The sequence below is a fragment of the Gammaproteobacteria bacterium genome (assembly GCA_029881255.1).
In the GTDB taxonomy this organism is placed as follows: Bacteria; Pseudomonadota; Gammaproteobacteria; order S012-40; family S012-40; genus JAOUMY01.
This window is the reverse complement of record JAOUMY010000002.1, coordinates 48,170-73,933: the sequence shown is the minus strand read 5'-3', so window position 1 is coordinate 73,933 and position 25,764 is coordinate 48,170. Positions and strand designations below refer to the sequence as shown.

At 46.8% G+C, this 25,764-nt stretch carries 20 protein-coding genes; 12 read left to right on the top strand and 8 right to left on the bottom strand.

Going from position 1 to position 25,764, the window contains the following annotated elements; all coding sequences use genetic code 11:
• Positions 1-62: 62 nt before the first annotated feature.
• Together OEZ43_05630 and OEZ43_05625 are read left to right on the top strand one after the other, a co-directional pair.
• On the top strand, positions 63-893 hold the full coding sequence (locus OEZ43_05630; protein ID MDH5545052.1) for a phosphate/phosphite/phosphonate ABC transporter substrate-binding protein: 831 nt from the start codon (positions 63-65) through the stop codon (positions 891-893).
• Positions 890-2,416 carry an ATP-binding protein gene (locus OEZ43_05625; protein MDH5545051.1) on the top strand — a complete coding sequence of 509 codons (1,527 nt, stop codon included), beginning with the start codon at positions 890-892 and terminating at the stop codon, positions 2,414-2,416. The genes OEZ43_05630 and OEZ43_05625 overlap by 4 nt, the downstream gene beginning before the upstream one ends.
• A gap of 48 nt (positions 2,417-2,464) precedes the next feature.
• Here OEZ43_05625 and OEZ43_05620 read toward each other — a convergent pair whose 3' ends face one another.
• A complete protein-coding gene (locus OEZ43_05620; GenBank protein MDH5545050.1) occupies positions 2,465-4,756 on the bottom strand; it encodes a PAS domain-containing protein in 2,292 nt (763 codons plus the stop codon).
• 663 nt (positions 4,757-5,419) lie between these two features.
• Here OEZ43_05620 and OEZ43_05615 point away from each other — a divergent pair.
• Entirely contained in the window at positions 5,420-7,087 is a 1,668-nt protein-coding gene (locus OEZ43_05615) for a hypothetical protein (protein MDH5545049.1), read from the top strand.
• A 190-nt stretch (positions 7,088-7,277) separates the two neighbouring features.
• A complete protein-coding gene (locus tag OEZ43_05610) occupies positions 7,278-7,718 on the top strand; it encodes a host attachment protein (protein MDH5545048.1) in 441 nt (146 codons plus the stop codon).
• A gap of 257 nt (positions 7,719-7,975) precedes the next feature.
• Here the strand turns inward: OEZ43_05610 and OEZ43_05605 are convergent, their stop codons facing one another.
• A complete protein-coding gene (locus OEZ43_05605; GenBank protein ID MDH5545047.1) occupies positions 7,976-8,860 on the bottom strand; it encodes an FkbM family methyltransferase in 885 nt (294 codons plus the stop codon).
• A gap of 772 nt (positions 8,861-9,632) precedes the next feature.
• Between OEZ43_05605 and OEZ43_05600 the strand changes: the two genes are divergently transcribed.
• Together OEZ43_05600 and OEZ43_05595 are read left to right on the top strand one after the other, a co-directional pair.
• On the top strand, positions 9,633-10,382 hold the full coding sequence (locus tag OEZ43_05600) for a DUF2974 domain-containing protein (protein ID MDH5545046.1): 750 nt from the start codon (positions 9,633-9,635) through the stop codon (positions 10,380-10,382).
• A 15-nt stretch (positions 10,383-10,397) separates the two neighbouring features.
• Positions 10,398-11,036: a hypothetical protein gene (locus tag OEZ43_05595; protein MDH5545045.1), complete on the top strand. Its 639-nt coding sequence runs from the start codon at positions 10,398-10,400 to the stop codon at positions 11,034-11,036.
• A gap of 70 nt (positions 11,037-11,106) precedes the next feature.
• Here OEZ43_05595 and OEZ43_05590 read toward each other — a convergent pair whose 3' ends face one another.
• Positions 11,107-11,652 (bottom strand): hypothetical protein, encoded by a 546-nt coding sequence (locus tag OEZ43_05590; protein ID MDH5545044.1) that lies wholly within the window; start codon positions 11,650-11,652, stop codon positions 11,107-11,109.
• Between the two features lie 372 nt (positions 11,653-12,024).
• Between OEZ43_05590 and OEZ43_05585 the strand changes: the two genes are divergently transcribed.
• A complete protein-coding gene (locus tag OEZ43_05585) occupies positions 12,025-12,768 on the top strand; it encodes a TerC family protein (GenBank protein MDH5545043.1) in 744 nt (247 codons plus the stop codon).
• A gap of 6 nt (positions 12,769-12,774) precedes the next feature.
• Here OEZ43_05585 and OEZ43_05580 read toward each other — a convergent pair whose 3' ends face one another.
• Positions 12,775-13,410 (bottom strand): DUF502 domain-containing protein, encoded by a 636-nt coding sequence (locus OEZ43_05580; GenBank protein ID MDH5545042.1) that lies wholly within the window; start codon positions 13,408-13,410, stop codon positions 12,775-12,777.
• Positions 13,411-13,865: 455 nt separating this feature from the next.
• Between OEZ43_05580 and rlmM the strand changes: the two genes are divergently transcribed.
• From rlmM to OEZ43_05560, 4 genes are all read left to right on the top strand, one after another.
• Positions 13,866-14,933 (top strand): 23S rRNA (cytidine(2498)-2'-O)-methyltransferase RlmM, encoded by a 1,068-nt coding sequence (gene rlmM / locus OEZ43_05575; GenBank protein MDH5545041.1) that lies wholly within the window; start codon positions 13,866-13,868, stop codon positions 14,931-14,933.
• A 409-nt stretch (positions 14,934-15,342) separates the two neighbouring features.
• Positions 15,343-15,558, top strand: coding sequence for a hypothetical protein (locus tag OEZ43_05570; protein MDH5545040.1), 216 nt, complete (start codon positions 15,343-15,345; stop codon positions 15,556-15,558).
• A gap of 157 nt (positions 15,559-15,715) precedes the next feature.
• Entirely contained in the window at positions 15,716-16,195 is a 480-nt protein-coding gene (locus OEZ43_05565) for a hypothetical protein (protein ID MDH5545039.1), read from the top strand.
• A gap of 124 nt (positions 16,196-16,319) precedes the next feature.
• Positions 16,320-19,346 (top strand): hypothetical protein, encoded by a 3,027-nt coding sequence (locus tag OEZ43_05560; GenBank protein MDH5545038.1) that lies wholly within the window; start codon positions 16,320-16,322, stop codon positions 19,344-19,346.
• Between the two features lie 29 nt (positions 19,347-19,375).
• On the opposite strand, the gene mqo is transcribed toward OEZ43_05560, so the two are convergent.
• On the bottom strand, positions 19,376-20,806 hold the full coding sequence (gene mqo / locus OEZ43_05555) for a malate dehydrogenase (quinone) (GenBank protein MDH5545037.1): 1,431 nt from the start codon (positions 20,804-20,806) through the stop codon (positions 19,376-19,378).
• 428 nt (positions 20,807-21,234) lie between these two features.
• Here mqo and OEZ43_05550 point away from each other — a divergent pair, with 428 nt between their 5' ends.
• Positions 21,235-22,944 carry a SulP family inorganic anion transporter gene (locus OEZ43_05550; GenBank protein MDH5545036.1) on the top strand — a complete coding sequence of 570 codons (1,710 nt, stop codon included), beginning with the start codon at positions 21,235-21,237 and terminating at the stop codon, positions 22,942-22,944.
• 117 nt (positions 22,945-23,061) lie between these two features.
• Here OEZ43_05550 and OEZ43_05545 read toward each other — a convergent pair whose 3' ends face one another.
• From OEZ43_05545 to OEZ43_05535, 3 genes are read right to left on the bottom strand one after another with little or no spacing between them, the layout of a single operon-like run.
• Positions 23,062-23,853 carry an SDR family oxidoreductase gene (locus OEZ43_05545; GenBank protein ID MDH5545035.1) on the bottom strand — a complete coding sequence of 264 codons (792 nt, stop codon included), beginning with the start codon at positions 23,851-23,853 and terminating at the stop codon, positions 23,062-23,064.
• Positions 23,850-24,527, bottom strand: a complete 678-nt coding sequence (locus OEZ43_05540; protein ID MDH5545034.1) for a hypothetical protein — start codon at positions 24,525-24,527, stop codon at positions 23,850-23,852. The genes OEZ43_05545 and OEZ43_05540 overlap by 4 nt, the downstream gene beginning before the upstream one ends.
• Positions 24,520-25,680: a hypothetical protein gene (locus OEZ43_05535; GenBank protein ID MDH5545033.1), complete on the bottom strand. Its 1,161-nt coding sequence runs from the start codon at positions 25,678-25,680 to the stop codon at positions 24,520-24,522. Before OEZ43_05535 ends, OEZ43_05540 begins: the two co-directional genes overlap by 8 nt.
• Between the last annotated feature and the right edge of the window lie 84 nt (positions 25,681-25,764).

The window sequence follows — 25,764 nt, the reverse complement described above, 5'->3', positions numbered from 1 at the left end:
ATCCGTGTTTTCAGTCGATACAGTGTGGACGATCAATGTGTCAGAAAATTCGGAAGTGGTCCATGTCTAAAAATCTCTTTCTTGCCTGTCTGTTGATAGGCCAACTTTTTGCTGGATCGACAGTCACATTGGCGGCCGAGGAAGCAAAAGAGGCCTATCGGTTCGCGGTTTTTCCCTATCTTCCACCGCGCGAAATCGAAAAAATTTATTCACAAGTCGCTAAAGATTTCTCACGAATTCTCAATCATCCGGTAATTTTTAAAACCAGTTCGTCATACGAAAGTTTTATGGATGCGATGGTGAGTGAGCAATTTGAGTTTGCGTTTGTACAGCCGTTTGACTACGTGGATCTGGCCGATAAGCATGGCTATCGTCCTCTTGCCGCGAGAGAAAAGCAACTTCGAGGCGTTGTCGTGGTAGCAGATGATAGCCCGATGAAAAGTATGAAAGACCTACGCGGAAAGGTCTTGGCAATGACACCCAAGTCGGCAGCGGTAAGCTATCTTGTGTTCGATGAACTAGAACGCCAGGGACTGAAAGTTGGTAAAGATATTCAAGTGAAACATTTTCTTTCTCACGTTTCGTGCTTGCAGCAACTAAAAATTAGAAAGGCAGACGCCTGTAGCACCGCGATGCCAGCGGTTAATTTCTTTCAAGACAAAATGAAAATTAAGCTACGCGAAATCGGCAAGACAAAAGCCGTTCCGCATTCCCTTTTTGTTGCCAATCCCTCGGTTCCAATCGACAAACGTGAATTGATACAGAAGCGAATTCTAGAGTGGGGAAGAACTGAGGAAGGAAAGCAATTCATGGAAGGCTTCAGGTTGGCTTTGTTCAAAAAGATAGATGACTCAGCGTATGATGTCGTGAGGGCAATTAAGCGTAAGCTATGATGCCTGAGCGTTTTACACTACATTTCCGAATCGCTGCGGTTATTTTTCTCCTTGAAGCAGTGTTAATCCTGATTGTATTGGGCGTCACACTGGAACAGTCCAGCCGTACAATGGAGAAACAAATTTCCCAAACTGAGACCGTGGTAATTGACTTGTTAGGGGATATTGCCAGGGTAGCGCTATTGACGGGAGAATATGGTGATCTCCAGGCCCACGCAGAACGCGCCGCGACAAATGATCGAATCAATAAGCTGATTATTTATGATACCCGTGGGATTATCACAGTCGGTAGTGAAGTAGCCGATGTTGGCGAGGATGCTGCCCAAATCCTGTCACTATCCCAACAGCATTGGCGACAAAAAAAGCTGGAAAATGTAGCTGGAACTTTGGGATATATCGCAATCCTCTATAACAGCAGACTGTTGGACGAGAGTAAACAGAAAGCCTTCGAATTGGGTTTTTTTGTTGCTATTTTCGGAATGGTGACGATAGCTATCGTAGGTATATTGGCGGGTTACCTAATGACACGGAAGCTAGTGGTGTTGAGCAATGTTGCGCGAGAGGTATCACAAGGCAATTTGGACGTACAGACAGAACTGAAAGGCAATGACGAAATAGCGCATTTAGGGCAAACCTTTGATCAGATGATTCTTAGCATCAAACGCACTGTCGCCGCTCTACAATCCAGGGAGGCGGATATTAAAAAGGCGCACAGTCTGCTGGAAGAGCGTGTTAGAGAACGCACGGAGGAATTGGCAGAGGCGCGAGATCAGGCCATACGTGCAAGCAAAACCAAAAGTGAGTTCATGGCCAATATGAGTCATGAACTGCGCACCCCCTTAAACGCCATCATCGGGTATAGCGAGCTATTACTCGATGAAATGTCGTTTAATAAAAATCCGGAATATGTTGCAGACCTGAATAAGATTCGCTCATCGGGTAAGCACCTGCTGGGTTTGGTCAATAACGTTCTTGATCTTTCCAAGATTGAAGCGGGAAAAATGAAAGTTCACTTCGGCTTGCTAAAAATCGATGTATTGATCGAAGATGTACTCAACAATACGCGTCCGATGATAGAAAAGCATTCCAATACGTTGGAAATTGTTAATGAAATTGTAGAGAAAAAAATTCGAACAGATGAGGCAATGTTGAAACAAACATTGATTAATTTACTTGGCAATGCGGCAAAGTTTACTGAGAACGGAAAGATACGGTTGGCTGTGCAAAATGAGATGCGAGAGGGGAAAGGCGGCATACATTTTACGATATCCGACACCGGTATTGGGATACCAAAAGAACAGCAAGAAGTTTTATTTGAACAATTTGCCCAGGCAGATACCTCTTATACGAGAAAATATGAAGGCACAGGTCTTGGTTTAACGATTAGTCGTCATTTCGTGCAGTTACTTGAAGGGAGCCTATGGGTGGAAAGTGTTCCCGGTGAAGGTTCTCATTTTCACATCTGGCTGCCTTTGTCTAATGCCTCTGAGGTAGCACAATCCGCCGTAGACGGAACACGTTAACAGTATTCGAACATAGATGTGTGCGTATTTACGTATCGACAACTGACATCATCCCTCGCCACGAACAGCGTAATAAATGGTTTTTTCCAAAAGCCCAAGGTTGACCGGCTTGGTTATATAGCGAAAAAATCCTGCTCTGAGACCTGCGGCGACATCCTGTTCATGAGCAACCGCGCTGACGGCAATAACCGGGATATGGGCAGTTTCTCGTACGGTTCGCAGTCGAGCCAGCGCTTCGAAACCACTCATATCAGGTAGTTTGATATCCATCAAAATCACATCTGGTATTTGTGTGCGGGCAAGATCTAGCCCTGCCACCGCAGTGGTGGCAGCCATTAGTTCAAAATTTGGTCTATTCGATAAAAAGCCCTGGATTAGCCTAAGATTGGCAGGATTGTCTTCCACATAGAGTACACGGATCGTGTTGTTCAATTGCTTGTTATCGGCTTTGTGAACATCGCTATCCTGATCTAATAACGCGTTGGGAAGTTCGTTGGCGAGGTTAAACTCCAACCAGAAGGTGCTGCCTACGCCTTCGATACTTTCAACACCTAATTCACAACCCATTGCGTCAGCAAGACGCTTGACCAGCGCCAGGCCGATACCGGTTCCTGACTCTTCGATGCCTTCTTTACCGAGTCGATCAAAAGGTGTAAACAGTCGTGGCATTAAGTGTTCTGGTATTCCTTGGCCAGTATCTCTAATGTTGATACGAAGATGTTCACCAGACAGTTGGCAAAAGACCTGAACTTCTCCATTAGGGCGATTATATTTAATGGCATTGGAAAGCAGGTTGATGAGAATTTGTTTTAAACGTCGACGATCTGCCAGTATGACAGCCGCGCTGTCTTCAAAGTTTGCGCTAAACATCAGTTGGCGCTCTTTGAGCATAGGGGAGATCATGGACTGGCATTCTCTGATGAGATCTTTGAGATTGACAGGTTCCGGCTTCAAATCGATTGCACCGGTTTCAACACGCGATAGATCTAGCAGGTCGTCTACCAGATCCAATAGATGCCAACCCGAATTCATAATTTCTTTTACATAACCGGCCAATCCGGCTGACAGTTTTTCTGTTTCCATAATCTGAGCAAACCCCAGTATGCCATTTAATGGGGTGCGCAACTCATGACTCATATGTGAAAGAAATGTCGTTTTGGCGTAGTTGGCAGCTTCTGCCTGAGTGATCTTGTCCGCCAATTGTTGTTCGAGTTTTTTGCGTTCTGTAATGTCTTGGACTGTTCCGGTCAAGCGGATCGGTTGGTTACGCTCATCGGTTATCGCGATGGCCTCTTCATGCACCCAGGCTATACTGCCATCCTTGCGGATAATACGATGGTCTATGCTGTGCGGTTTACCTTGGGAAAAAGCTTGTTCTTCTGATATTTTGATGCGTTCAATGTCATCCGGGTGTAAGGTCTCTATAAATTTTTTGTACGTCGGTTCAAACTCTCCCGGGGAATATCCGAAAATACGATAGATTTCATCTGACCAGAATAATTTTCCGCTTATGACATCCCAGCTCCAGTGACCTACATGCGCAATAGCCTGGGCGCTATTCAAAAGTTTGGCACTTTCTTTCAACGCTACATTGGCATGATGATGCTCGGTGACGTCGCGGGCCACGCCGATCATATTCAGTGGAACACCGTTTTCGTCGAATATCACGTCGCCGGTTTCCAATATCCAGCGTATGGTGCCGTCTGCCCAGACGACTCGATGCTCGATATTGTACTCCGCGCCATTTTCGATGGCGGCGCGGATTACTTCGGCTACATATTCACGGTCATCCGGGTGGGTCGCGTTTACGAAGTCAGCGTAATTGGCGTCGATTTCGCCATCGCCTATGCCAAGCAGTGGGCCTATCTGATTAGACCAGTAGAGATCATTCGTTCGAATATTCCAATCCCATACGCCATATTTCGCGTGACGTTGACTCAAATTGAAGCGTTGTTCGATCAGGCTTAGGCGCTGCTCATTTTTTTTGCGTTGATCAATATCGAGAAATTGGCAAATGATGAGAGTTTTTTCGTCTTCCTGTATGCTTGAGCAGCTTTCAGAAAGCCAGATAGTGTGACGGCTTTTTTGAATAAAGCGAAAATCCACTGCATCATTCGTAGCCGCATGTTGTTGTGTTATTGAAATCAGTCTGTCTTGGTGGGCTTGTTGGTCGTCGGTATCAAGCAGTTGTTGTATGGGCGATTCGAGTAGTTCGGCCTGAGAGTAGCCTAGAAGGCGGCTAAAGCTTGAATTACAATAAATCAGTTTGCTATCGACATCGAGAATACACATCGCAAGCGGCGCAGCATCCAAAATATGCCGTAAGTTAGTAACGGGCATGGCTTATTTTCCTATACGTGTTATTTTCATCATTGGAACGTCAGGAATTTAATCTATCGCTGTGAAAATTAAAAGTATTTATTTAGTTGAGCAAAAAGGCGCAATTTAAAAGATGTATTAGGCCTATTTGTTCATACGTCGCTGACATTCTACGGTGACAACAATTCAAAATTTTGGCCATGATTTACCTCCATAGTTTGTGTGAATTGTCTGAATCTGAGTTTTGAAAGGGATACTATTTCTCAATAGTAGGTACGCTCGGCACGACAGGATATAGTGGCTAAGTCAATCAAAGAGGGCGATGTGGCCCACTCGTCTGTGAGTAAGTTCTATATCGCCTGGCGTCAGAAAAGTGCGTCTATGCATGTATAGCCACTCCGCAGTGTGAGAAATAGTGAGTAACTACAGGGGGCATGTGCTTTCAGGAATCGGAGTATGTGTATCGAATATGGCTGTGAAGTGGCGTTTTCCTGGTAGAAAGGTTTCTGAGACAGGGGTCTGTCTCCGGTTTCTTTCGTGTATGTTATTTGCATTTGCAGGACTTCGCCGGGCATATTTTACTTTGCCCATTTCTACAAGCGCGATATCTGTGGTAGAGCGGGATATGCGTGTATATCCCAAGGTTCAAAACGGTATTAATTTTAGCGGTAGCCAATGTCATTTATGAAAAAACACCTTATTTGGGTCATTTTGTTGGCGTGTGTCTCGACGTTGACGAATCCTGTATTCGCGGCTGAGTCTACGGAAAAGGCAGATCTCGCGAATGAGGAAAGTTGGTCCCACTTTGAAAATCTCATCGACACGATTAAATATACCCGTAAACAACTTGCGAACAAGCGATCGGCCTTAAGAAAGGCGGTGACTGAGCGCGAGAAGGAAAGACTCACTCAGGAAGTTGAACAGATTTCCCAGGATGTGCAGTCGCTACAGATTGCACTCGAAATGTTGTTGACTGGTGGAGCCGATATGAGTCTGTTCGGCGTACAGGAAGAGGAAAAGAAGTTTGATTGGCGCGAACAACTGGAATCGGTATTTGAGCCTATCGTTGTGGAAATGCGCAAGCTTACAGAACGGCCGCGCAAGATTGAGCGGCTTAAACGGGAATTGGAAATCTATCAGGAACGGTTGGATGTTGCGGAGGCGGCAGTGTTAAGCGTCTCGGTACATCGAGAGAATGCGCCTACGCCACAACTTAAGACGGCGTTTAAAGGGATAGAGGAACGATGGGTACATCGGCGCAATGATTTAAAAAACCGAATGTCTGTCGCACAGTTTGAACTTAAACAATTGCAAAAACCTGCAGGTGCTACGCAGCGCGACCCGGCTACAGCGCTTAAGGAGTTACTTGGCACACGTGTGTTGAACCTATTTTTAGCGCTTGTCGTAATGGCCGTGGTTTACGGAGTGTTGAAATATCTCGCCAATTTGTATCACCAGGCCGTAATGCGACGTGCCCATACACGCAAGGTATTTGCTGCGCGCTTTGTGAATCTCCTGTTTTATTCTTTAACCGGGTTGGTGGTGTTGTTATCAGGCATGGCAGTCTTTTATGTTCGCGGCGACTGGATTCTGCTGACTATTTTGCTCATTGTTGTGGCCGGTGCTGCGTGGGCACTGCAGAAATATTTGCCCAAAGTGCTCACCGAAATGAAAATCATGCTCAACTTCGGTCCCGTGCGTGAAGGCGAACGCATCAACTATAACGGGCTTCCGTGGCAGGTAAACGCGTTGACGTTTTATGCGACATTGGTAAACCCCGCGTTACAGGGCGGGAGTTTGCAAGTTCCGGTACGCGAACTGGTGAGTTATCAGTCACGGAAATTTGAAGCAGGTGAGCCGTGGTTTCCATCGCAGGTAGGTGACTATATTTTGTTTGACGACGAGGTGTTTGGCGAAGTCATAACGCAGACGCCGGAAATGGTGCAGGTAAAAGTGTACGATTCGATCCAGACGTTTTCCACAAGCGCCTATATTGATAAACAGCCGCGGAATCTCAGTAAGAACGGCTTTACCTACATGATTCCCTTTGGGCTGGATTATCGACATCAATCGGAAATCACGGGGAAAATAGTGGATTTATTGGGTGCATCATTAAAAAGGGGATTGGAAGCTGAAGACGCGGGGAAGTTTCTGCAAGATCTACATGTTACTTTTGATCAGGCTGGCGCGTCGTCATTGGATATGATTATTGTCGCGAGATTTTCTGGTAAAGCCGCTTCAGATTATCTCGTGAACCGGCGACTCATACAAAAATTGTCAGTAGAAGCCTGCAATCACTATGGCTGGGTCATTCCGTTCAATCAGCTTACTGTGCACTCGGTCGTCAGCTAGCTTGGTTGCGTGGTGTACAGGTCGTTGGAAATTCTGAATGTCTATATCCAGCAATATGGAAGTGATATAGAATGACATTGAGGGTGTTATAAATTCATCCGGTGGGTAGATGGGAGGCTCAGTAGAAGAAACAAACTGCAGAGTCTCGAAGTATTTTAGTAGGATATCTGAGCTGTAAAAGGAGTAGGGTATGACATCATTGATTGTTGTTGCTGATAGTACTCGGGCCAGAATATTTTCAAGCGAATCCGCCAGTTCTCCTTTGAAAGAAATTGAAACCTTGGCGCATCCGGAAGGTCGCTTGCACGACCGCGATATCACCAGTGATTTGCCGGGCAAGGTAAAAGGTTCGGACGGGTCAGGCGGTCATGCTTTTCAGGCGGAAACCGATCCTAAGAAACATGAATTGTCTGAATTTGCACGTCGTGTCGCTGGCTATCTGAACAGTCTCACGAAGGCGAATAAGTTGGAGCATCTGCTAATCGTTGCAGCGCCGGCATTGCTGGGTGAGTTGCGCCCGCAATTGTCGAAAGAAACCAGTGGAAAAATTGTCTTCGAACTTAATAAAACGCTGACGCATTCTACGCCCGAGGAAATTCGAGAACATTTACCGGAATACCTTACGCATTGAAGACTTTTTCCTGGCGCAAGAGGGGAGAATTCGCATGGTGCTCTGCAAACCTGTCCCTGTCTATGCGGCAAAGACAGTGGCTAGTCTAGATAGAAAGTTTTAGTCGACAGTAAATTTCGTGCTACGGGACGGATTGGTTTTGGGCAAGGTCAATTCCAACAGGACGTCTACAAACCGCGAAGTGGCAGTTTCTGCGTCGGCTAAATGGATTTACGTTTGATTTGTTACCAGCGGCATCCTGTACAGCATGCCGCAATCTAACGATGTAACAGTTTAGACAAGCGATTGGCAATTTCCGGTTTGCATATCAAAAAGTTGAATACATCACTTTTAGAAAGCCTTTCGACGCGATGAGGGCCTTTTTCTTCATCTATGTTATAAAACTCGTAGCCAAAATCTTTAATCATTTCATAAACGCCATTGGCGACGTCATCGTTTAGAATTTCGATAAGAAAACTCGGTTGAAAGCGTTGAAGATATTTACTGAATCCTTGTAGTGCTTCCACCTCGTGCATCTCGACGTCTATCTTGAGTAGATCTATCTTATCCAGCTTTTCTTGTTCTATGAAAGTATCCAAGGTTATTGTTTGGATTTTAACCTCGATAGAGTCATCAGGATTCAAATTCGTATCTCGATTTACCGTTACCGAGTAAGTGTGCTCCGTCGCGGTGTCATATATAACCGCTTCGCCGTTGTAATTGGAGATAGCTTTTGGGCTGCATGCAATATCGAATCGATTGAGTTCTACATTTTTGATCAGCTTTTCATATACTCGCTCAACGGGTTCGAAGGCGTATACTTTTGCACTGGGATTGACGGCTTTTGCCAGCAGGGCATAAATCCCTGTATTGGCGCCAATATCAAATATGACGTCCGACATCTGGCACAATTCAGTCCATAAACGAAGTGAATGTCGCTCGAAGTCACCGTATAAACCGTTCCAGAATATTCTGTTTTCAACCTGGTAACCATAACTGCGAATCTTGAATGAACTGGCATTGGCCGTTGTAACCTTGATATCTCCGTGAAAGTGCAGGTGCTGGTGGATGTTGGCCGGAGGAACCCAGAAGATTTTCAGTAGCGAAAAGAGCTGCTTTTTAAACGGTGTTAGGAAATATGCTTTTTTGAAAAATGATTTCATAAACTGGAATACCACCCTGTCAGCATTTGCGTTTGTACAACTATGGAAAAGAATTCCTGGTATAGCGTCTTCAAATAACGTTGTCCTACGAGCATGTCATCTAAATGAAAACGACAAAATAGATCATCAATTTATCTTTCCTGTACACATGACTCAGCTGATCCTGTCACGACCATCAATCAGAAAAAGACGTGAATTTATCGGCGTCTCAGTCTCAATTGAAAAAGGTTGCCATCGCGGATGGATACCACAAGGAGGTAACAATGCCGCGTAAACCATTCGGATAAAGCAAGAAGGAGCCCAGGAACTGAAGGATAATTCACAATGAGGGGGGTTGTCGATGTTAAGCGGTTTGTTCATCCTGATTTATATCTTCAGCTTTGGTTAGGTGTGATTGGTGTACTGCCGATACCAAATGCTCAGCTTGTCACAAGGCCAAGGCGCATACATTTGCGTCGGTGCGTAAACACATGCAACAGCCAAACCATAGCAGAGCCACATAGCAACGCGGTAATTTGACTGAAAGTGATTTATTGATATAAAGAGCATTTTGGTGTCTAGGGAGGATGAACGACGATTCCGAGTGCATGAGTTTTCGGGTATTCGGATCGAGAGTGTCTGTATTGCGGTGCGACGTAGCGACGAACTCCTCTTGGGATGATCGCATTCGGATAGTTGATGCTCTGTTACTATGATTTACTTCACACTTAGCTCAAAAATTTGACTGCTATGATGCGATTAGCCTTAGTAGAAAAGAATGGAGGAGACTATTATGCCCAGTATTATGGATTTGGCGGTTGCGTCCAGCGCAATTTATGAACACGACGTGATCTCAGTAGGTCCGTGGACGCGTATCGCGTATAGCGGCAATGATAGTTCGGGCTTTTACGCCGGTGTATTCAGTCACCAAAATGGAAGAGATATGGTTGTTGCCTTTAGAGGTACTGATGATATTGCAGATGGCGTAGAGGATTTTGGTATTTTTCTTGGTCAATATCCTGGCCAGGCGGTACAGGCGAATGATATTTTGAAGAGCTGGAAAAGCCGGTATGGTCGTCGTCGCCGAGTCTATCTTACGGGACATTCCCTGGGTGGTGGCCTCGCATCGCTTATGGCCTATAGTCACGAACTTCCGTGCGTGACATTCAACGCGCCCGGCATGGCGCGAACGACGTTCCCGGCGTGGGTGCCAGGGAATATCGCTTCGGTGCTCGCCGTTGGTAAAGCGGTCTTATCGCCACAAAATCATATTCTTCATATCAGGGCTTCATATGATTTAGTCAGCGTGGGAACCGGTCCACGCTTGGGGATCGTTCACAATATCTCGCTCAGTTGCAGCGCTCCCACCAGGAGTACAACAGAGGCCCTGGTCGGCGCCGTGGTGCCAGGTTATGCCACCGTCCGCAATCTGGTAAGAGCTGGCGACTTTGTGCTATGTCAACATTCCATGGATAATGTCGTTGGCGCACTGAGAGGAAACCCGCGCTATGCTCAGGAACTGAATTTTGCCAATTTTCAATAAAAAGCGGTTGCTCTGATGAGAAAGTATTTTGTAAATCTATTGATGCCTGTATTGCTGTTGCTGGCGAATGTCAATCTGGTGCTCGCAGGCGTCTCGCCAGCTTCGATGGGGGCCGCGCACCAGTTCTATTATTCCAGGGACTTTGCCCAGCGATTCAATTTGAGTGGCGCTAATGCCGTAGGAAAATGGCAAGGTGAGATAGGCATTTTGATACGTTCAGAAAATTCATCAAACCCAGCCGAGTGTAGTTTGGGGATTTATCTTGGCCAGGGCGTCGCTTTTGATTTTCCGCCTGGCGAAGGCTTTTCCAATTTTCTGGGCGAACAAGTTTCACAATTGTTTTTCTTTCAGCCGCAACTGAGCGATAGCGATGAGCGCTATCTCTCTCGTCGAAATCAACTCGGTGCCAATAGAATTCTGATTGAAGGGCTGAATACGGATGGTCGTTCAACAGCGATGGAAAGTTTAACCATTAGTACTATCGATAAAGATGTGTTGCCTGGCGTTCATATCATCAATACCTATCCCTTCTTTTGCGACATACTGAATACAACTAGAGGAGCGCTAGCCGTTAAATTTCTTTCTACCTACAAGGACGGAGATAAAGTCCGTTCAAAAGCAATAGGGGAATATCGGATTCACATATCCCAATAATTCCAGATGTGACAAAGCAGTATTCTCCCGCGCCATGGTTGAGTTTGGTCTTGTAGCAAAACCTGGGACATCAGTGAGTCTCCTTCACCTGGCATGAGGCAAGAAACCGTCCCAGGTCGGTATTGGCAGAAACGCTTTTGCGATACTCCTCAAAAGGTAAACCTGTTCGTCCAAAGCGCAGCGGCTTATCAATTTCCTTGTCGAAGAGTTTCCATTGCTTGCCATCTAGTGCGGTGATATGCCAGCGGCCATCCTCTTCGATAAAAATGTGTCTTACTTTGTTTTGACCGAAATTGTTGTAATCTACGGGAATGCCGTGGGGATAAATTCCTTTTTTGTCCATAAGCGCAAATGCGACAGCGGCGTGATGCCCTTCCTGTATGACCTTGTAACCATTGTTTAGCGCATGTACCGGTACACGTCTTGGTACGTCGTCAGAAGGATCCTGAATGTGTGCCACTGGTAAATAGGATAGAAACGCGTTGACTTTTTCTTCCACGGCAGTGTGCTTATTGGCGCCGCGGACATAAATGAAATCCTGACTAAACTGAATTTGTTTCTGGAAAAGATGCTGTATTGCCTCGTGAACATCAAGAAAAGTGATACGTTTTTTCATTTCTACCCCCTCCGTTGAGATCCAACCATATTGTTTTTGGCTTTGTTAGGGAAGTGAAGTACCTCACAGTTTTGAATATGGTGGTAGAACTCGGCTCGGAATAGATGATGCAAACCGAACGCAGACAAGCCTGCCTGATCGAAAAATGCGTCGCTACCCCTGGCCGGTGCAGCAATGAGCGTGTTGGAGAGCTTTACCGGGTGCAGTAATCTTTGTTCGGTTCAGGAAGCCGCCCGTCTTTCAGACGGTTTTTCTATTTGGAATCACAGCAGATAGTTCAGGTAAAATAATTCTTTTTACCATCTTGACCTGCAGACGAAGCGACGTAAGAATAGCGCCCACTCGCCGTCTTTCCCTTTTCACGAGGTGTCTATGGATTTCCTTCTGGATCCACAGCTATGGTTTGCCTTTTTGACCCTGACCGTACTGGAGATTGTTCTCGGTATCGATAACATAATCTTTCTTGCCATCCTGGTTGGGCGGCTGCCACCGGAACAACAGGCCAAGGGAAGAGTGATCGGTCTTGGGCTGGCAATGGGCACCCGTATTCTATTATTGCTTTCGCTGGCATGGCTGGCGCGACTGACCGCACCGTGGTTTGAGGTGTTTGGCGAAGAAATCTCAGGCCGGGATCTGGTGCTACTGCTAGGCGGGCTATTCCTGATCTATAAGAGTACGGTTGAGATTCACAACAGCCTGGAAGGTGCAGAGGAAGCGAAGTCCGTATCCAACAAGCCGGCTTCATTTCTAAGCATCGTTATCCAGATCGCCATTATCGATATCGTTTTTTCCCTGGACTCGGTGATTACAGCCGTTGGATTGGTAGACCAGGTCAGTATTATGGTTGCGGCCATCGTGATTGCCGTTCTGATTATGATGTGGGCTTCGGGCCCCATCAGCCAGTTTGTCGATGCGCATCCAACGGTAAAGATGCTGGCCCTGAGTTTCCTGATCATGATTGGCGTGGCACTGGTGGCCGAAAGTCTCGATTTGCACATACCGAAGGGTTATATCTACTTTGCCATGGCCTTCTCGGTAGGTGTCGAGATGCTGAATATCCGCCTGCGCAAGAAGGGAGAAGCCGTACAGCTGCGCAAGCGGATGAACGAAGAGTAACTCCGTTTAGGAGTGGGACTTTTCGGGCGTGTTTGTAGAGGGAGTACGTGAGGATTTATTTCTGGAACTGCCTTTGGACAATCCAGCCGTCAGCACTTCACGCATGGCGTCTTCTGTCGTCATGTCGACAGGCTTTACCTGGGAACGCGGCAGGTAAATCGTGTAGCCACCAATCTGGTAACTCATGGGAAGATACACGGCAACAATTTCCTCTGTAGAATCAGGCACAAAATCGACTTGGTCTCTCGTCATAAAACCCAATAGGTGAATATTGTTAATCGTAACCAGCACCACTTTTTGTTGTTTGCTGCGCTGATCCGACGACGAAAAGAAGTGGGTGAAGTCCTTGATCGCGCTGTGTATGGATTTCACTAAGGGAATGCGCGCGAGAAGACGATCACTCCAGTCTATGGTATGTCTGACAAACCAGGCATTGACCACCAATCCGATCAAAAACAATAGTACCAGCCCGGTTGCCACGCCCATACCGGGGATGTAGGTGTGGTTTGGGATCACGTTAGTGATCACCGAATGCAGCAAGGTCTCCATTGATGTGCTGATCCAGTAGATCAGATACAGGGTCAAGGTGATAGGTAAAATAGTCGCCAAACCCTTTAGCAGAATACCCCAGACGAAGCGCATGGTAAGAACCTTTCAGAAAGAAAAAGTGAATGAATGAATGCAAAGTATAAACGAAAATACGGTTTTCTTCGTCAGTTTCAAGTACTGAGACCTGCGGTATATGAATGTTGCCGGTCGAGGGTAAGCATCAGCGAAACATTGCCCCTTTGAAGGGTGTGAAGAAGCTGATTACTATGGTGTTTTGACTCGCCAACACAAAAATATCGATCGGTCCGCTTCAGAACATAGAAATGCTGCCGAGTCACGCAATTGCGATCGTTAGCATCTGTTAGCTGCGATTATCCGTATTGTTTCATCGGGCGTGCATGCTCCCAATGTCGCGGTTGAGACAGAAAAAGAGGCGAACCACCAATGCCTCAAGTTAAAGTGGAAACTTTAGGGGTGAAATGGCAATATGCGCGCTTTCAAACAGATCTTGTTTAGCCAAATTCAACGGTGATAAAAAGGTAGTAGCCATGCAATTCCTATTTTTATATTGCCGCAGCGGGTTTGAAAATGAATGTGCGGCGGAGATACAGGATCTCGCCGTACAGGTCGGCGTGGCCGGTTACTGCAAAGCCAAACAACAGGCGGGCTACGTCACCTTTCATCCCTACGAGGCGCCGCATTCTAAAGAACTTGTCGAGAAACTTGATTTTCGCGCGTTGACTTTTGCGCGGCAATGGTTTGTAGCCTTGGATTTGCGCAACGATTTACCCCTGAATGATCGTATTTCGCCACTGCTTGAATCACTGGCAGAAATACCGGAGCAGGCATGTCGTGTGTCATATGAACATCTCGACACCAACGATGGCAAAGCTTTATCCGCACTGTGTAACAGTATTGAAAAACCGTTTAATAGCGCGCTCATACAAGGTGGCTTTCTGCGCCAACAACAAGCATGCGATGGCTTGCGCATACATATTTGCTTTTTGAGTACTGCTGCGGCAGCTATTGGCTATAGCCCGCTTAGTAATAGTTCCCCCTGGGCGATGGGAATTCCGCGCCTACGTTTACCGAAAAGCGCGCCGAGTCGTGCGACGCTAAAACTCGACGAAGCGTTTTTAACCTTCATGGACGAAAGAGAGCGTAACCAAAAATTGCGCTCAGGCATGAGCGCGATCGATCTTGGCGCAGCACCGGGTGGTTGGACATGGCAACTTGCCAGATACAATATGCATATTATCGCTGTTGATAATGGCAATATGGACCAGAAATTATTGGATACAGGACTAATAACCCACCTACGCGAAGATGGATTCCGTTATCGGCCAGATAAAACCGTCGATTGGATGGTATGCGATATCGTTGAACAACCCATTAAAGTAGCGACCATGGTGGCAAAATGGTTGACGAACAGATGGTGTCACGCGACGGTGTTCAATCTGAAACTTCCGATGAAAAAACGCTATCAGGAGTTGCGTTTGTGTCTCGACACCATCGAGCATGCCTTACACGAAAACGGTGTGGCCTTTCGCATGCTGTGTAAACAGCTTTATCACGATCGCGAAGAAGTAACAGTCTTTGTTGAGCTTAAGGTTTAAGCCGTTCTCTGGTTCTGCACGCTATCATTTGCACCATGCATCTTTGATTTTTTGAAAACGACATTGTTTTGGATTTTATTCTGAGCATGGTGGCAGCGAATTTGAGCGCACCTGCTGTGGCAAATTACGCTCAACTATCACCTGTAATTTCGCTATCCGGAAGCGAACGCCTACTGCTTTCCTGATCTTCGGGCAGTTGTATTTTGCCTGATTCCATCTCTGAGAATAGACGCTCCCAATACTGTTTTTGATCGTCTGGATTTAGTGTTGAGAGCCCTGTTTTCAGCGTATTGCCTACTTGTGCGAATGAAGTAGTGTAAAGGACGCCAATTTGCTGATTCGTCTCGTCAGATAAACTCTGGTTTTATATTGTATAGATAGGCACAATAAGCTGTCTGGATGGATTCTTGTGGGAGTCCAGGGGAAGACGGGGGCGCCGGTGGTTACCCTGGCCGCGGGTAGTGGAACTAACGAGTGGGTGATCCCCAGCAACGAAGTTTTAACCGCCGAGGAGTTAGAGCAACTTGAGGCCGGCCAGTTTTATATCAACGCTCATATCGCGATAGTGACCCGAGAAAATCCGGCTGGGCGTCTCATTCGGGCGTTGCATGACATAACAAGTTGAATTAGTTGTAAATTCAAATTCCACCTCCACCTTTCGCCTCGTCAACACATTGTTCTCTTCCGAAAAGGTGGATATTTGCATTGAATAAATTATTGCGATTCGTCATTTTCTGAACACCCCATGATAGTATTTCGAAGGCTTATGTATTGGGAGAGCCATGAATAGAGCAGCCATTAGTACCGGTCTAAATTTTGGGCTGACATCTGGCGTGATTACTACGCTGGGGCTAATCGTCGGGCTACATGCGGGAACGAATTCTATGCAGGCGGTGGTCGGAGGTATCTTGACTATCGCGATAGCGGATTCCATGTCAGATGCCCTGGGGATACATATTTCGAAAGAAAGTGAAGTATCGGCAAGTAAGAACGAAGTATGGATCGCTACACTCGTGACATTTCTAACCAAAATGGGCATGTCTCTATCCTTTCTTGTCCCGATACTGCTCCTGGACCTTAACAAAGCCATCACGGTTAGCGTCGCCTGGGGCCTAACCGTCATAGCCGCGTTGAGTTACTATTTGTCCAGAAAAAGTGGAGAAAGCTCTCTTTCCGTCGTCGGTGAACATTTGACTATCGCTGTTGCCGTCATTTTTGCCACCCACTATGTAGGTGACTGGGTGGCGATTCGATTCGGGTAAATTAGTGAACGTATCAGGACAGAGTAGTATCTTGTATTGGTCTTTCCTTGATAGGCGGCAGTTATGCGGAGTGGTATTTACTCAACCGGTTTTGTGGTGTTTTTAATTTTAATGTAGTAGTCCAGTGTTTTCAAAAAATCAAAACGATAAAGAGCAAAACGGTTTCGCCGGTAGTCTGTTAGCGGAAGTTGAGAGTAAAGCGAAACTGTTCGTTCATATGGGGATAGTCGATCCACACGTCGGTTTCGTTGGCGGCGAACAGGTACTTGTGTTGCGCACGCACAATCTGTGTCTAGCCAATCAGATTGTGCAGAACGTAGAACTGATGCAGATCCGCTGGTATGTCTGCCTGGAATCTGTGTCGCCTCATACATTATCGTTTTCACACTATCTCGAAACACTTTATCTCGCGGCAGGTCTTAAACCACACGTCTATATTGAGTATATCGCCTTTAGCGATAATCCCTGGGTTGACAGAAAAAGACGCGACGGCCTTCTTGTTACCACTTTTTCTGCGACAAAAGAAAAGTATCTGCCAACTACGGTCCTCTCCGGCGAGAAGGCAATACAGACATATTGTCAGCTACTACGACTCGCCAAGTGTCCTGAGGCGGTTTCAGATTCTTCAATAGCCGTCGATGTCACGCCTATTGCCAGTGAGACGATTAGTTCTCAAATTCCATCTCCTCGCCCGATGCTGTTACCGTTTTGCGGACTCAAAATCGATATACGAGTGCTCTGGCAACAGCTGCAAGATAAAGACAGGAAAACGCTCAATAACAAACTTGAGGAGGGAATTGATGCTGCGGAAAATATTGTATTGCTGATGAGCAAGCAAAAACTGAAACTGTCCGGCTTTCAAATACACGCGCCCACTTTCATAGACAAAGACGCCGTCGATCTCATTATTGAAACAACATTGCCAGATGAGGCAGAGGATAAGATTTCGATTCCGATGCATGTCGTACCCGAGCCGCAATGGAATGAGTTTCCCTTGCACCAAATCTTTATTGACAAAATTCGTCATTGTTTGGACAGTGGGGAGCCGTGGACTTCATGGTTATTCGAACGGATTGCCTATCCGAGCGGAACGATAAAGGCATGGGATACCTATTTAGAAACGGCAACGTCTCTGCATCAGTCCTCTAAGGCAGCTTTTTCATCCGTTACCGCTTGCAAATTTATTGACGAACAGGAGTATCTGCGCTTCTCCAAGTTGTTGTGGACTGCTCGAAAGATTGTGATGTCGGCATATCGGGCAGCAATTGAGTTCTATAGCCTATTGCACCCTGCCGATCAGAATCTTCAACACCTCAAAGAGACAGAGCTGACGGTTTATCTTGATCAATCTTTGTCGCAAGCTGCGCAGGCAGACGCATTCTATTCTCTTTTACAACAGTTGGCGGTTATCTGCAATCGAGGTGAGGGAAAAGAAAACGATACTGAGGGTGATGGCGGGCGTGAATTTACGTCTCATCACATTGGCAAGAATTATTCAGAAGTCATCTCCTTGCACCTGAAACACCTGATATATTTGCTGGCGCGCTTGCCTGAATCAGATGCCTATATCAGGGCCTTGATCGATGCATATCACGAGTTGCGATTTAAGGGTCACAACCCAAGTCTTAGCGTACACAATGTGTTGTTGGACAATAAATATCATATTTATCACCGTGACGCGAATTTCATCAGAATCGCGCGTCGCGCGGCAAAACGGATCGATATGCTTATCGAGGTACATGCGGAACTCCGGCGTGATCAGATTGTAAAGGAGATAAAAGATTATTTGCGAGACGAGTATCGCAGAGTCGTGCATCCGGAGTGGGTGTATGATGAAAACGGTGAGCTGCCGCCCTCTACGACAAGCTTTAGAGGCGCCTATCTTGCGCGCATCACGACATTGATAAATCGCCTGGACAAAATCAAGCTGATGTCAAACACCGAACAAAGGGCGGCAATATTGTTGCGCGGCGTGTTGTCATCTACCGCGAAAGACATTCGTAGTCGCGAGGATGAGGATGAACTGTTTGAACGCAATCTCTTTCTGCCGATTTGGAATACAGGGCAAACAAATTTGATGTTTCTCTATCCGGAAGTCCTGAGTCTGCTAACATCTATCGTTACAAAGAAAGACGCAGAAATTGTTAGGCAGGATACCCCTACACAATTGGCTATCGCCTTCAGAAATCCTTACGATGACCTTAGCTTACACTCCGAAATGTTTCCGGTAATGGAGGAGGCCTATCTCGATTTATATGGAAGTTTTATACTCAAGCTATCTGACGATGCTATACGACAAATAGAACGTGACGCGGAACGATTTCGTTCCAACGTGGAACAGGTCATCATCGTCGCACAGGCTAGCAATGTCTCTTTTGTTGGTGCGAACAATGACAGATTGGCGCAAGCGTCCATCGCGACGACTGCCGCCTTGAAGTCGTTTATTAGGAAGGAAATGGAAGGATTTAAGCAAAGCCGAATTCTGGATTTTGGCGAAGCACTGATGCCTGCTGAGAAGACACAACTGAAGACCTGGTGCAGGGATCGCATGTGGATCCTTGAACTCAACGAAGACTTTGCATCATCGCGTAAAGTCGCCGCGTTTCTCGAACGTATATATAATCGACTTGGGCTATCACCACTACAGCACATTGTCTACGTTGGCTTTCCCGATGCGCCACAAATGATGGAGAAAAATTCTCACGATTTTATAGCGAGATCGGCATCAAATACGACATCGGTGTGTTACTGGCCAGCAATAGGTTTTCCGGAAGTGATAAGCGATTTACCCGTTACCTATTTCAACCTGCTGTCTTTCTGTCTTCGCTATCCTGGAAAGCTCTCAACAATGGTACGACGGATACGAAAACGTGCAGAAAATCTGCCCGGACTAAAGCAGGTTCCAACACTTGTGCACATCGAAAGAGAAACCGTAGAAGCCGTCTACCAGGCGCAACTGCGAGAACGAAATACCATAGACTACGATGAAATCTTCCACCAGATAGCGGCACAGATCTATCCCCACAAGAGAGATGCCAGCTTGACTGAGCTACAACAAAGTGTCGTTCGTTCCTATATCGTATTGTTTGAATCGTTAAAAACCTTGGTGGACGTAGGCCGGGATGTTTCTCAGAAAAAACACGATAGATGATGGCATCGAATCACCACTGGCGTAGACGCCTATTTCAATCCCAATATTTCCGATGTCCAATCACGCGTTTTCATGCATAAAGATTCGTTGTCGATTAACGATTCGCCGTGTGAAGGAATCACGGTTTTTATTATGATCTGCCACTCGTCTGAGCGATACTGATCAGGAAATGCGCGTTCCAATATTTCAAGGACAATGGAAACCGAGGTTGACGCACCGGGTGATGCCCCTAGTAAGGCTACGACGGATTGATCCCCTGAACAAATGATTTCGGTGCCAAACTTCAACACACCTCCGCCGCTTTTGTCCTTCTTAATTATCTGTACTCGTTGGCCCGCGATGGTCAATTTCCAATCATCTGAATTCGCATTAGGATAAAAATCGAGCAGCGCTTCAAAACGTTCCTCGTCGGTCTGGGTGACCTGATTGACAAGATATTTGGCCAGATCGAGGTTGTTAATACCGGCAGATATTACGGGCCAAATGTTGTGGGCCTCTAGCGATAGAGGCAGATCGAAATAAGATCCGTTTTTTAAAAACTTGGTAGAGAAGCCGGCATAGGGTCCAAAATATAGCGCTTTACCATCTTCAAAAACACGGGTGTCCAGATGGGGCACAGACATCGGAGGGGCACCCACGGCCGCTTTTCCATACACCTTAGCCTGATGTCGTTTTACAACATCAGGATTATCGCAGCGCAAAAACTGGCCACTTATCGGAAAGCCGCCGTATCCGACCGCTTCTTTGATGTCTGTTTTTTCCAACAATGGCAATGTGCCGCCGCCGGCGCCAATAAAAACGAAATCGGCCTCAATCTCCCGCGTCTTGTGAGTCTTGGTGTTTTTGACTTTAACAATCCAGGAATCCTTCTTCTTGGCAAAGCCACTAACTTCATGACCAAGGTTGAGTTCGTAACCCTCTAACTTGTCCAGACAGGCAATGATTTCTTCGGTCAAAAGGCCAAAGTTAACGTCCGTGCCGATATCCATTTTCGTTGCAGCAACCCGTTGAGAAGCGGAGCGCCCCTCCATCATCAGGGGAATCCATTCGGCAATCTTTGCTTTGTCGTCGCTAAATTGCATATCGCGAAAAATGGCGTATTGGCTCATTGCCTGGTGGCGAGCAGACAAAAACGCAACGTTTCCATCCTCAACCACAAAACTCATATGTGGGGTACGGTTGATGAAGGCGGGCAGGTTTTTAATAAATTCTTGCTCAACGAGATACGCCCAAAACTGCTTTGAAATCTCAAAGCTTTCTGCGATTTGCAGCGCCTTGCTAATATCGATTTTGCCGTTTTCGTAAGGGGTATAGTTTAGTTCGCAAAATGCGGAATGGCCGGTGCCTGCGTTATTTTGCGCATCGCTACTCTCGGCGGCCACCTCGGTCAGGCGTTCGAATATACTGATACGGGCATCGGGTAAAAGCCTTCTTAACACCAGGGCCAGTGTTGCGCTCATGATTCCAGCGCCGATTAGTACAATATTTTGTGGGGTTTTTGGCACGTATTGCATCCGGTTTAAACGTATTCCAGCTATTATATATCGAGCCAAAAAAATTTAAATTGAGTCGATTTGTACCAAGGGAAATGGACTGTAATATAGGTGGTTCAGCGGTTTTTAAAGCGATTACCATTGCGCAATCGACCGAAGTCGTAGTGAAACGATAGCGTTGGCTATTTGGTTGTCGGGTATGTTTGAACACCATGGGAAATGCTAAGGTGAACATTGCTTTGTGGTCGATATAGTGGTGCGCGGCTCGCAAGGTTTGGTATAAATCGTTTTATCGACTCGCTTCCCGTAGCCAATTTTTTGTGTCCACTGACGCGTTATTGTGTAGTCGTAGCTTGCGTCTTTATGACGCCATTGTGGCAGGATAATTCTTGAATATGACGATATTTCGCGGATTGCATTTTAATAATATACGTGGAGACATATACGGTGGTTTGACCGCGGCGGTCGTCGCCTTGCCCTTGGCTCTTGCCATGGGCGTTTCTTCCGGCGCCGGTCCGATCGCCGGTATCTATGGCGCCGTTTTTGTCGGTATATTCGCCGCACTTTTCGGTGGCACACCGGCGCAGGTGTCCGGGCCGACGGGTCCAATGACGGTTGTTATGGCGGCGATCTTTACTCACTATACTGCTATGTTTCCCGACGATCCGGCACACGGTGCTGCACTGGCTTTTAGTGTCGTGTTGCTAGGAGGATTGTTTCAGATTGTATTTAGTTTTCTGAAACTCGGGAAATACATCAATCTGATGCCGCACTCGGTGATATCAGGATTCATGAGTGGTATTGGCGTCATTATCATTCTGTTGCAGCTCGGGCCCTTGTTGGGGCACGCCTCGCAACCTGGCCCACTCGCATCGGCGATGGCCTTGCCAAAAAATCTGGCGCATCCGATCATGGCAGACGTGATACTTGCTGCACTGGCTTTGCTGATTGTTTATCTTTTGCCTCAACGCGTAAATCGCATCTTGCCCGCGCCCCTGATTGCACTGATTGGCGGAACGATAGCGCTGGTGTTGTGGGCGGGTACGCAGATTGTCAGCAGTGTGGAAGATGGCGTTACCGTTTTTCGTTTGGGTGGCGCAGCGGTGCTGGGTGAAATTCCGATGGGTTTTCCGATGCCGACATTGCCCACGATAGAACTGGCGCTGTTGCCAGATATGATCAAGTCCGCGTTAATGCTCGCAGCCCTTGGCAGTATCGATTCACTGTTAACTTCTTTGGTAGCCGATAACATCACGAGAAATTATCACGACTCTGATCGCGAATTACTAGGGCAGGGAATCGGAAATTTTATGGCTGGTTTGTTTGGTGGTTTACCCGGTGCGGGAGCGACCATGCGTACTGTTGTCAATGTACGCGCTGGTGGGCGTACACCTTTGTCAGGCGCATTGCATGCGGTAGTGTTATTGACGGTGGTGCTTGGGGCTGGCGTTGTTGCCAGTTATATACCACATGCCATATTGGCAGGCATTCTGGTTAAAGTGGGCTACGACATCATCGATTGGGATTATCTCAAACGCATTCGGCATATCCCCCTCAGCGGTGTAACGGTGATGTTGAGCGTTTTCCTGATGACGGTTTTTGTGGATTTGATCACGGCGGTGGCTGTCGGAATGATTATGGCTGCCTTTATTTTTATGAAATCCATGGTTGACCTGCAACTCGAGTCAATTATGGCGATTACCGATCCCGGCGAGGAGTCACCTTTGCTTGCTGAAGAAAAAGCCATTCTGAAACAAGCCAAGGGTCGTATTTTGCTTTTTCGCGTAGCAGGGCCGATGAGTTTTGGTGCCGCCAAGGATATGGTGCGACGACTTGCCGCGATAGATCAGTTCGACGTGTTGGTACTCGATCTCAGCGACGTGCCACAAATTGATTACACCTCTGTACGCGCCGTTGACGATATGCTCAATGGTGCGCGTGAGCGCGGCCGTGAGGCGTTTTTGGCCGGTTGTAAAAAGAAGGTGTGTGACATGTTGATGCGTCAGCAGGTATTGGAAAAAATCAACGAGGAGAGATTAAAGCATACGCGCTTATCCGCCCTTCAGGATGCCTTGCAGGTTGTCATCGCTCGACAAGCGGGGTAATACAAAAATTCAACATGCGCAAGTGATCTTCTGATTCTCAGCGCTTGATGCTGTTATGCCCGAGGCGAGTAGCGCATGGACATGTCGGGAACGATTGCGAATAAACGTTCGCCTGATTCAACCCGTGAAATTAGGCAGTAATTTGTGATACAGGTTAGGTGACAGGCGATGAAGATAATATCCCGCCAGGGAGATTCCTTTGGCGATGACGGTTTCTTTTCTTTTTTGTTTGATGGCCTTGATCATACGTGTGGCGAATTGTTCTACGTTCATGCCATTTGCGATAAGACGGTCTGTAGCTCCGAATTGACTACCATCTCCTAGACGCGCGTTGATCGCAAGATTACTTTGTACATAGCCAGGCATGATGACCGCAATGTCTATTCCGTGTTTTTTGACTTCGGCCCTTAGTGCATCCATATACCCAAGTATGGCGTGTTTTGATGCGCAATAGCTGGTCCTACCCGGACTGCCAATCTTCCCACTTACACTACTTACCGTGACAACTTGGCCATGTCCACGTTTGCGCATGAATTTGAGTACGGCTTTTGTGATGTTAATCGTGCCGAAGTAGTTGATTTCCATTATCTCTCTTTCCACTTCGGCGGTTGTTTCCTCACTGGTCGAACGTTGACTGACTCCTGCACAATTGATTAACACGTCGATAGGTCCAAACTCACTTTCGATCTCCTCGACACGCGCTACAATTTGGTCCGGTTGCTTCATGTCTAATGAAACAGCGATATGCCGCTCGGGATTCCGGCATTCATTTTTGACTCGTGTGAGCTCTTGATCTCGTCTGGCAGACAGTATGAGCGAAGCGCCTTGTGCGGCGAGTTGTCGTGCCAACGCTTCGCCTATGCCAGACGAAGCGCCTGTAATCCAGATTCTTTGTTGTTCGAAACTCACGCAGCTATTCTTCCTATGACTTTTTGAAAACTGGCGTTAATCTTACTGTGTGGTGTCGTAATCTGAAGCGGATGGTCTTTTGAATGTTGTATTGCAAATACGGGGTTCTGTTCTCGGGAGGTTCCGGCAATTTCCATATTGAAGGATTGCATCAGCCGTCTTCCTTCCTGGCTTACCCCTTCGCCGAATAACGTGATATCGCGTTGCGAACCCGCACCTTCATTTAGCCATAGTGCCTCAGAAATCGATTCCATCAGCGCCAAAAACATACGACGTACCATGGAAAAACGTTCATCTCCAAGATACAAGGTCTGCAGATACAAATCCATTGTCGTGGCACAAAATTCAGAATGGATATGATGCTCGTCAAATTCAAACTGACTAATCTGACCATATCGAAACGCATTATACACGGGCTTACGAGTTGGAATAACACTGATTAATCCCGCGATATTTTCTTTGACAACCGGTTCGTTCGCGCGGCGCAAAATGAAGCGAAAAATCCTGTTATTTAAACCGAAAAGCCGCTGATAGTAGTCCTTTCGCGACAGGCCATATCTCCGCGGACCTTGCTCTCCAAAGGCATCAAGGCCTATTTCTGTCAGCAGATCAAGTTGGTCGGATCGAACCAGCGGGCAGACGTCGAGAATAGTGGAGTTGCTAGCCTTATTCATATCGTAGACCTACCTGTTCAGCACTAAGGTCTAACTTGCTCAGGGCGTATGCGGTTGCATCGCGAAACAGTCGCCCAGATTCAGAGAGATAGGCTGCGGCGTCGAATACATTGCACCACCAATCTCGTGACGCCTTTCCTTCTCTTACTAAAAGGGAAAATTCTGGTTCAAATCCGCAATAGCCATAGCGGGCGTAGTCAAGGTTAACCATCAAGGGAATAAGAATATTGTTTGTCGCCAGTGGATTGTCATAGCCGGGCTCGAGATAGCCAAGACGTATGACCTCTTCTTTGACGAAACTCTCGTCATAGTCCCAGGCATGATATGGCAAGATGTTTCTTGGTACCTGGTGCTCCGGCCACTGGGTTCCGTCCCACCAGTAGTGTAGATCCCCTGCTTGACTGAGTTCTTCTATGTCATAGCCGCCAGTTGTGTGAGTTCTTTTTGACAGCATGATCTCTCGAGGACGTTCGAAATGATTCAGGTTGTGCAATAGACGTATCTGTGCCGATGATGTTCCAGCGATGAACAGGGGAATCCGCATAGATGCCGCCAGATTACGACCGATGTCGAAAGTCAGTTCGCCGTCGAGAAGATCTATGGTGAGATAGCAGGTCTGTGGCTTTAAGTGCGTTAGAGCGTGACGGAATGCGCTGTAAAAAAGACTCTTTTTGGCGCGAAAGATCATGGAGTCTACACCGTCCATACGAGCAACCACTTGTCTCGAATTTTCAATAGCTATCGGGCTGGCAAAGCCACTGTCGATGGTTACGGCGAGTAGCCTTAAGCCGGGGTAGTCACTTCTCAATTTATGGAGCAGGTAAGTGCTGTCTTTTCCACCGCTAAACATTACCAGGGCGTCGTAATGATGGTGTCCACGTCCGATGGCAGAACGCAGCAGATCGTCTAGCGCCAGTAACTCAGACTCGCGTTGCACGCTTGTCACGTTTGCTTTTTTGTGTTCAGAATCGCTACATTTGTTACACACGCCATTGCGGATATCAGAAAAGAAAGCAGAGCTAAGACAGGAAACACATCGTGGTGTAACTTCTATCTTTCCGGAATTCTTCAATGACAAAAACTCGCCCTGTGAAAACGCAAGAAACTCGTTCAAGTCACGCATATAGGACTGAATTGATATTTCGGATTTCATACAGATTAGCCTCAAAATTTATTGTGCAAACAGTTAGGCCAATAGTGGGGCAGTTTGTGTAAACCTTCAGTGCATAATTTCACA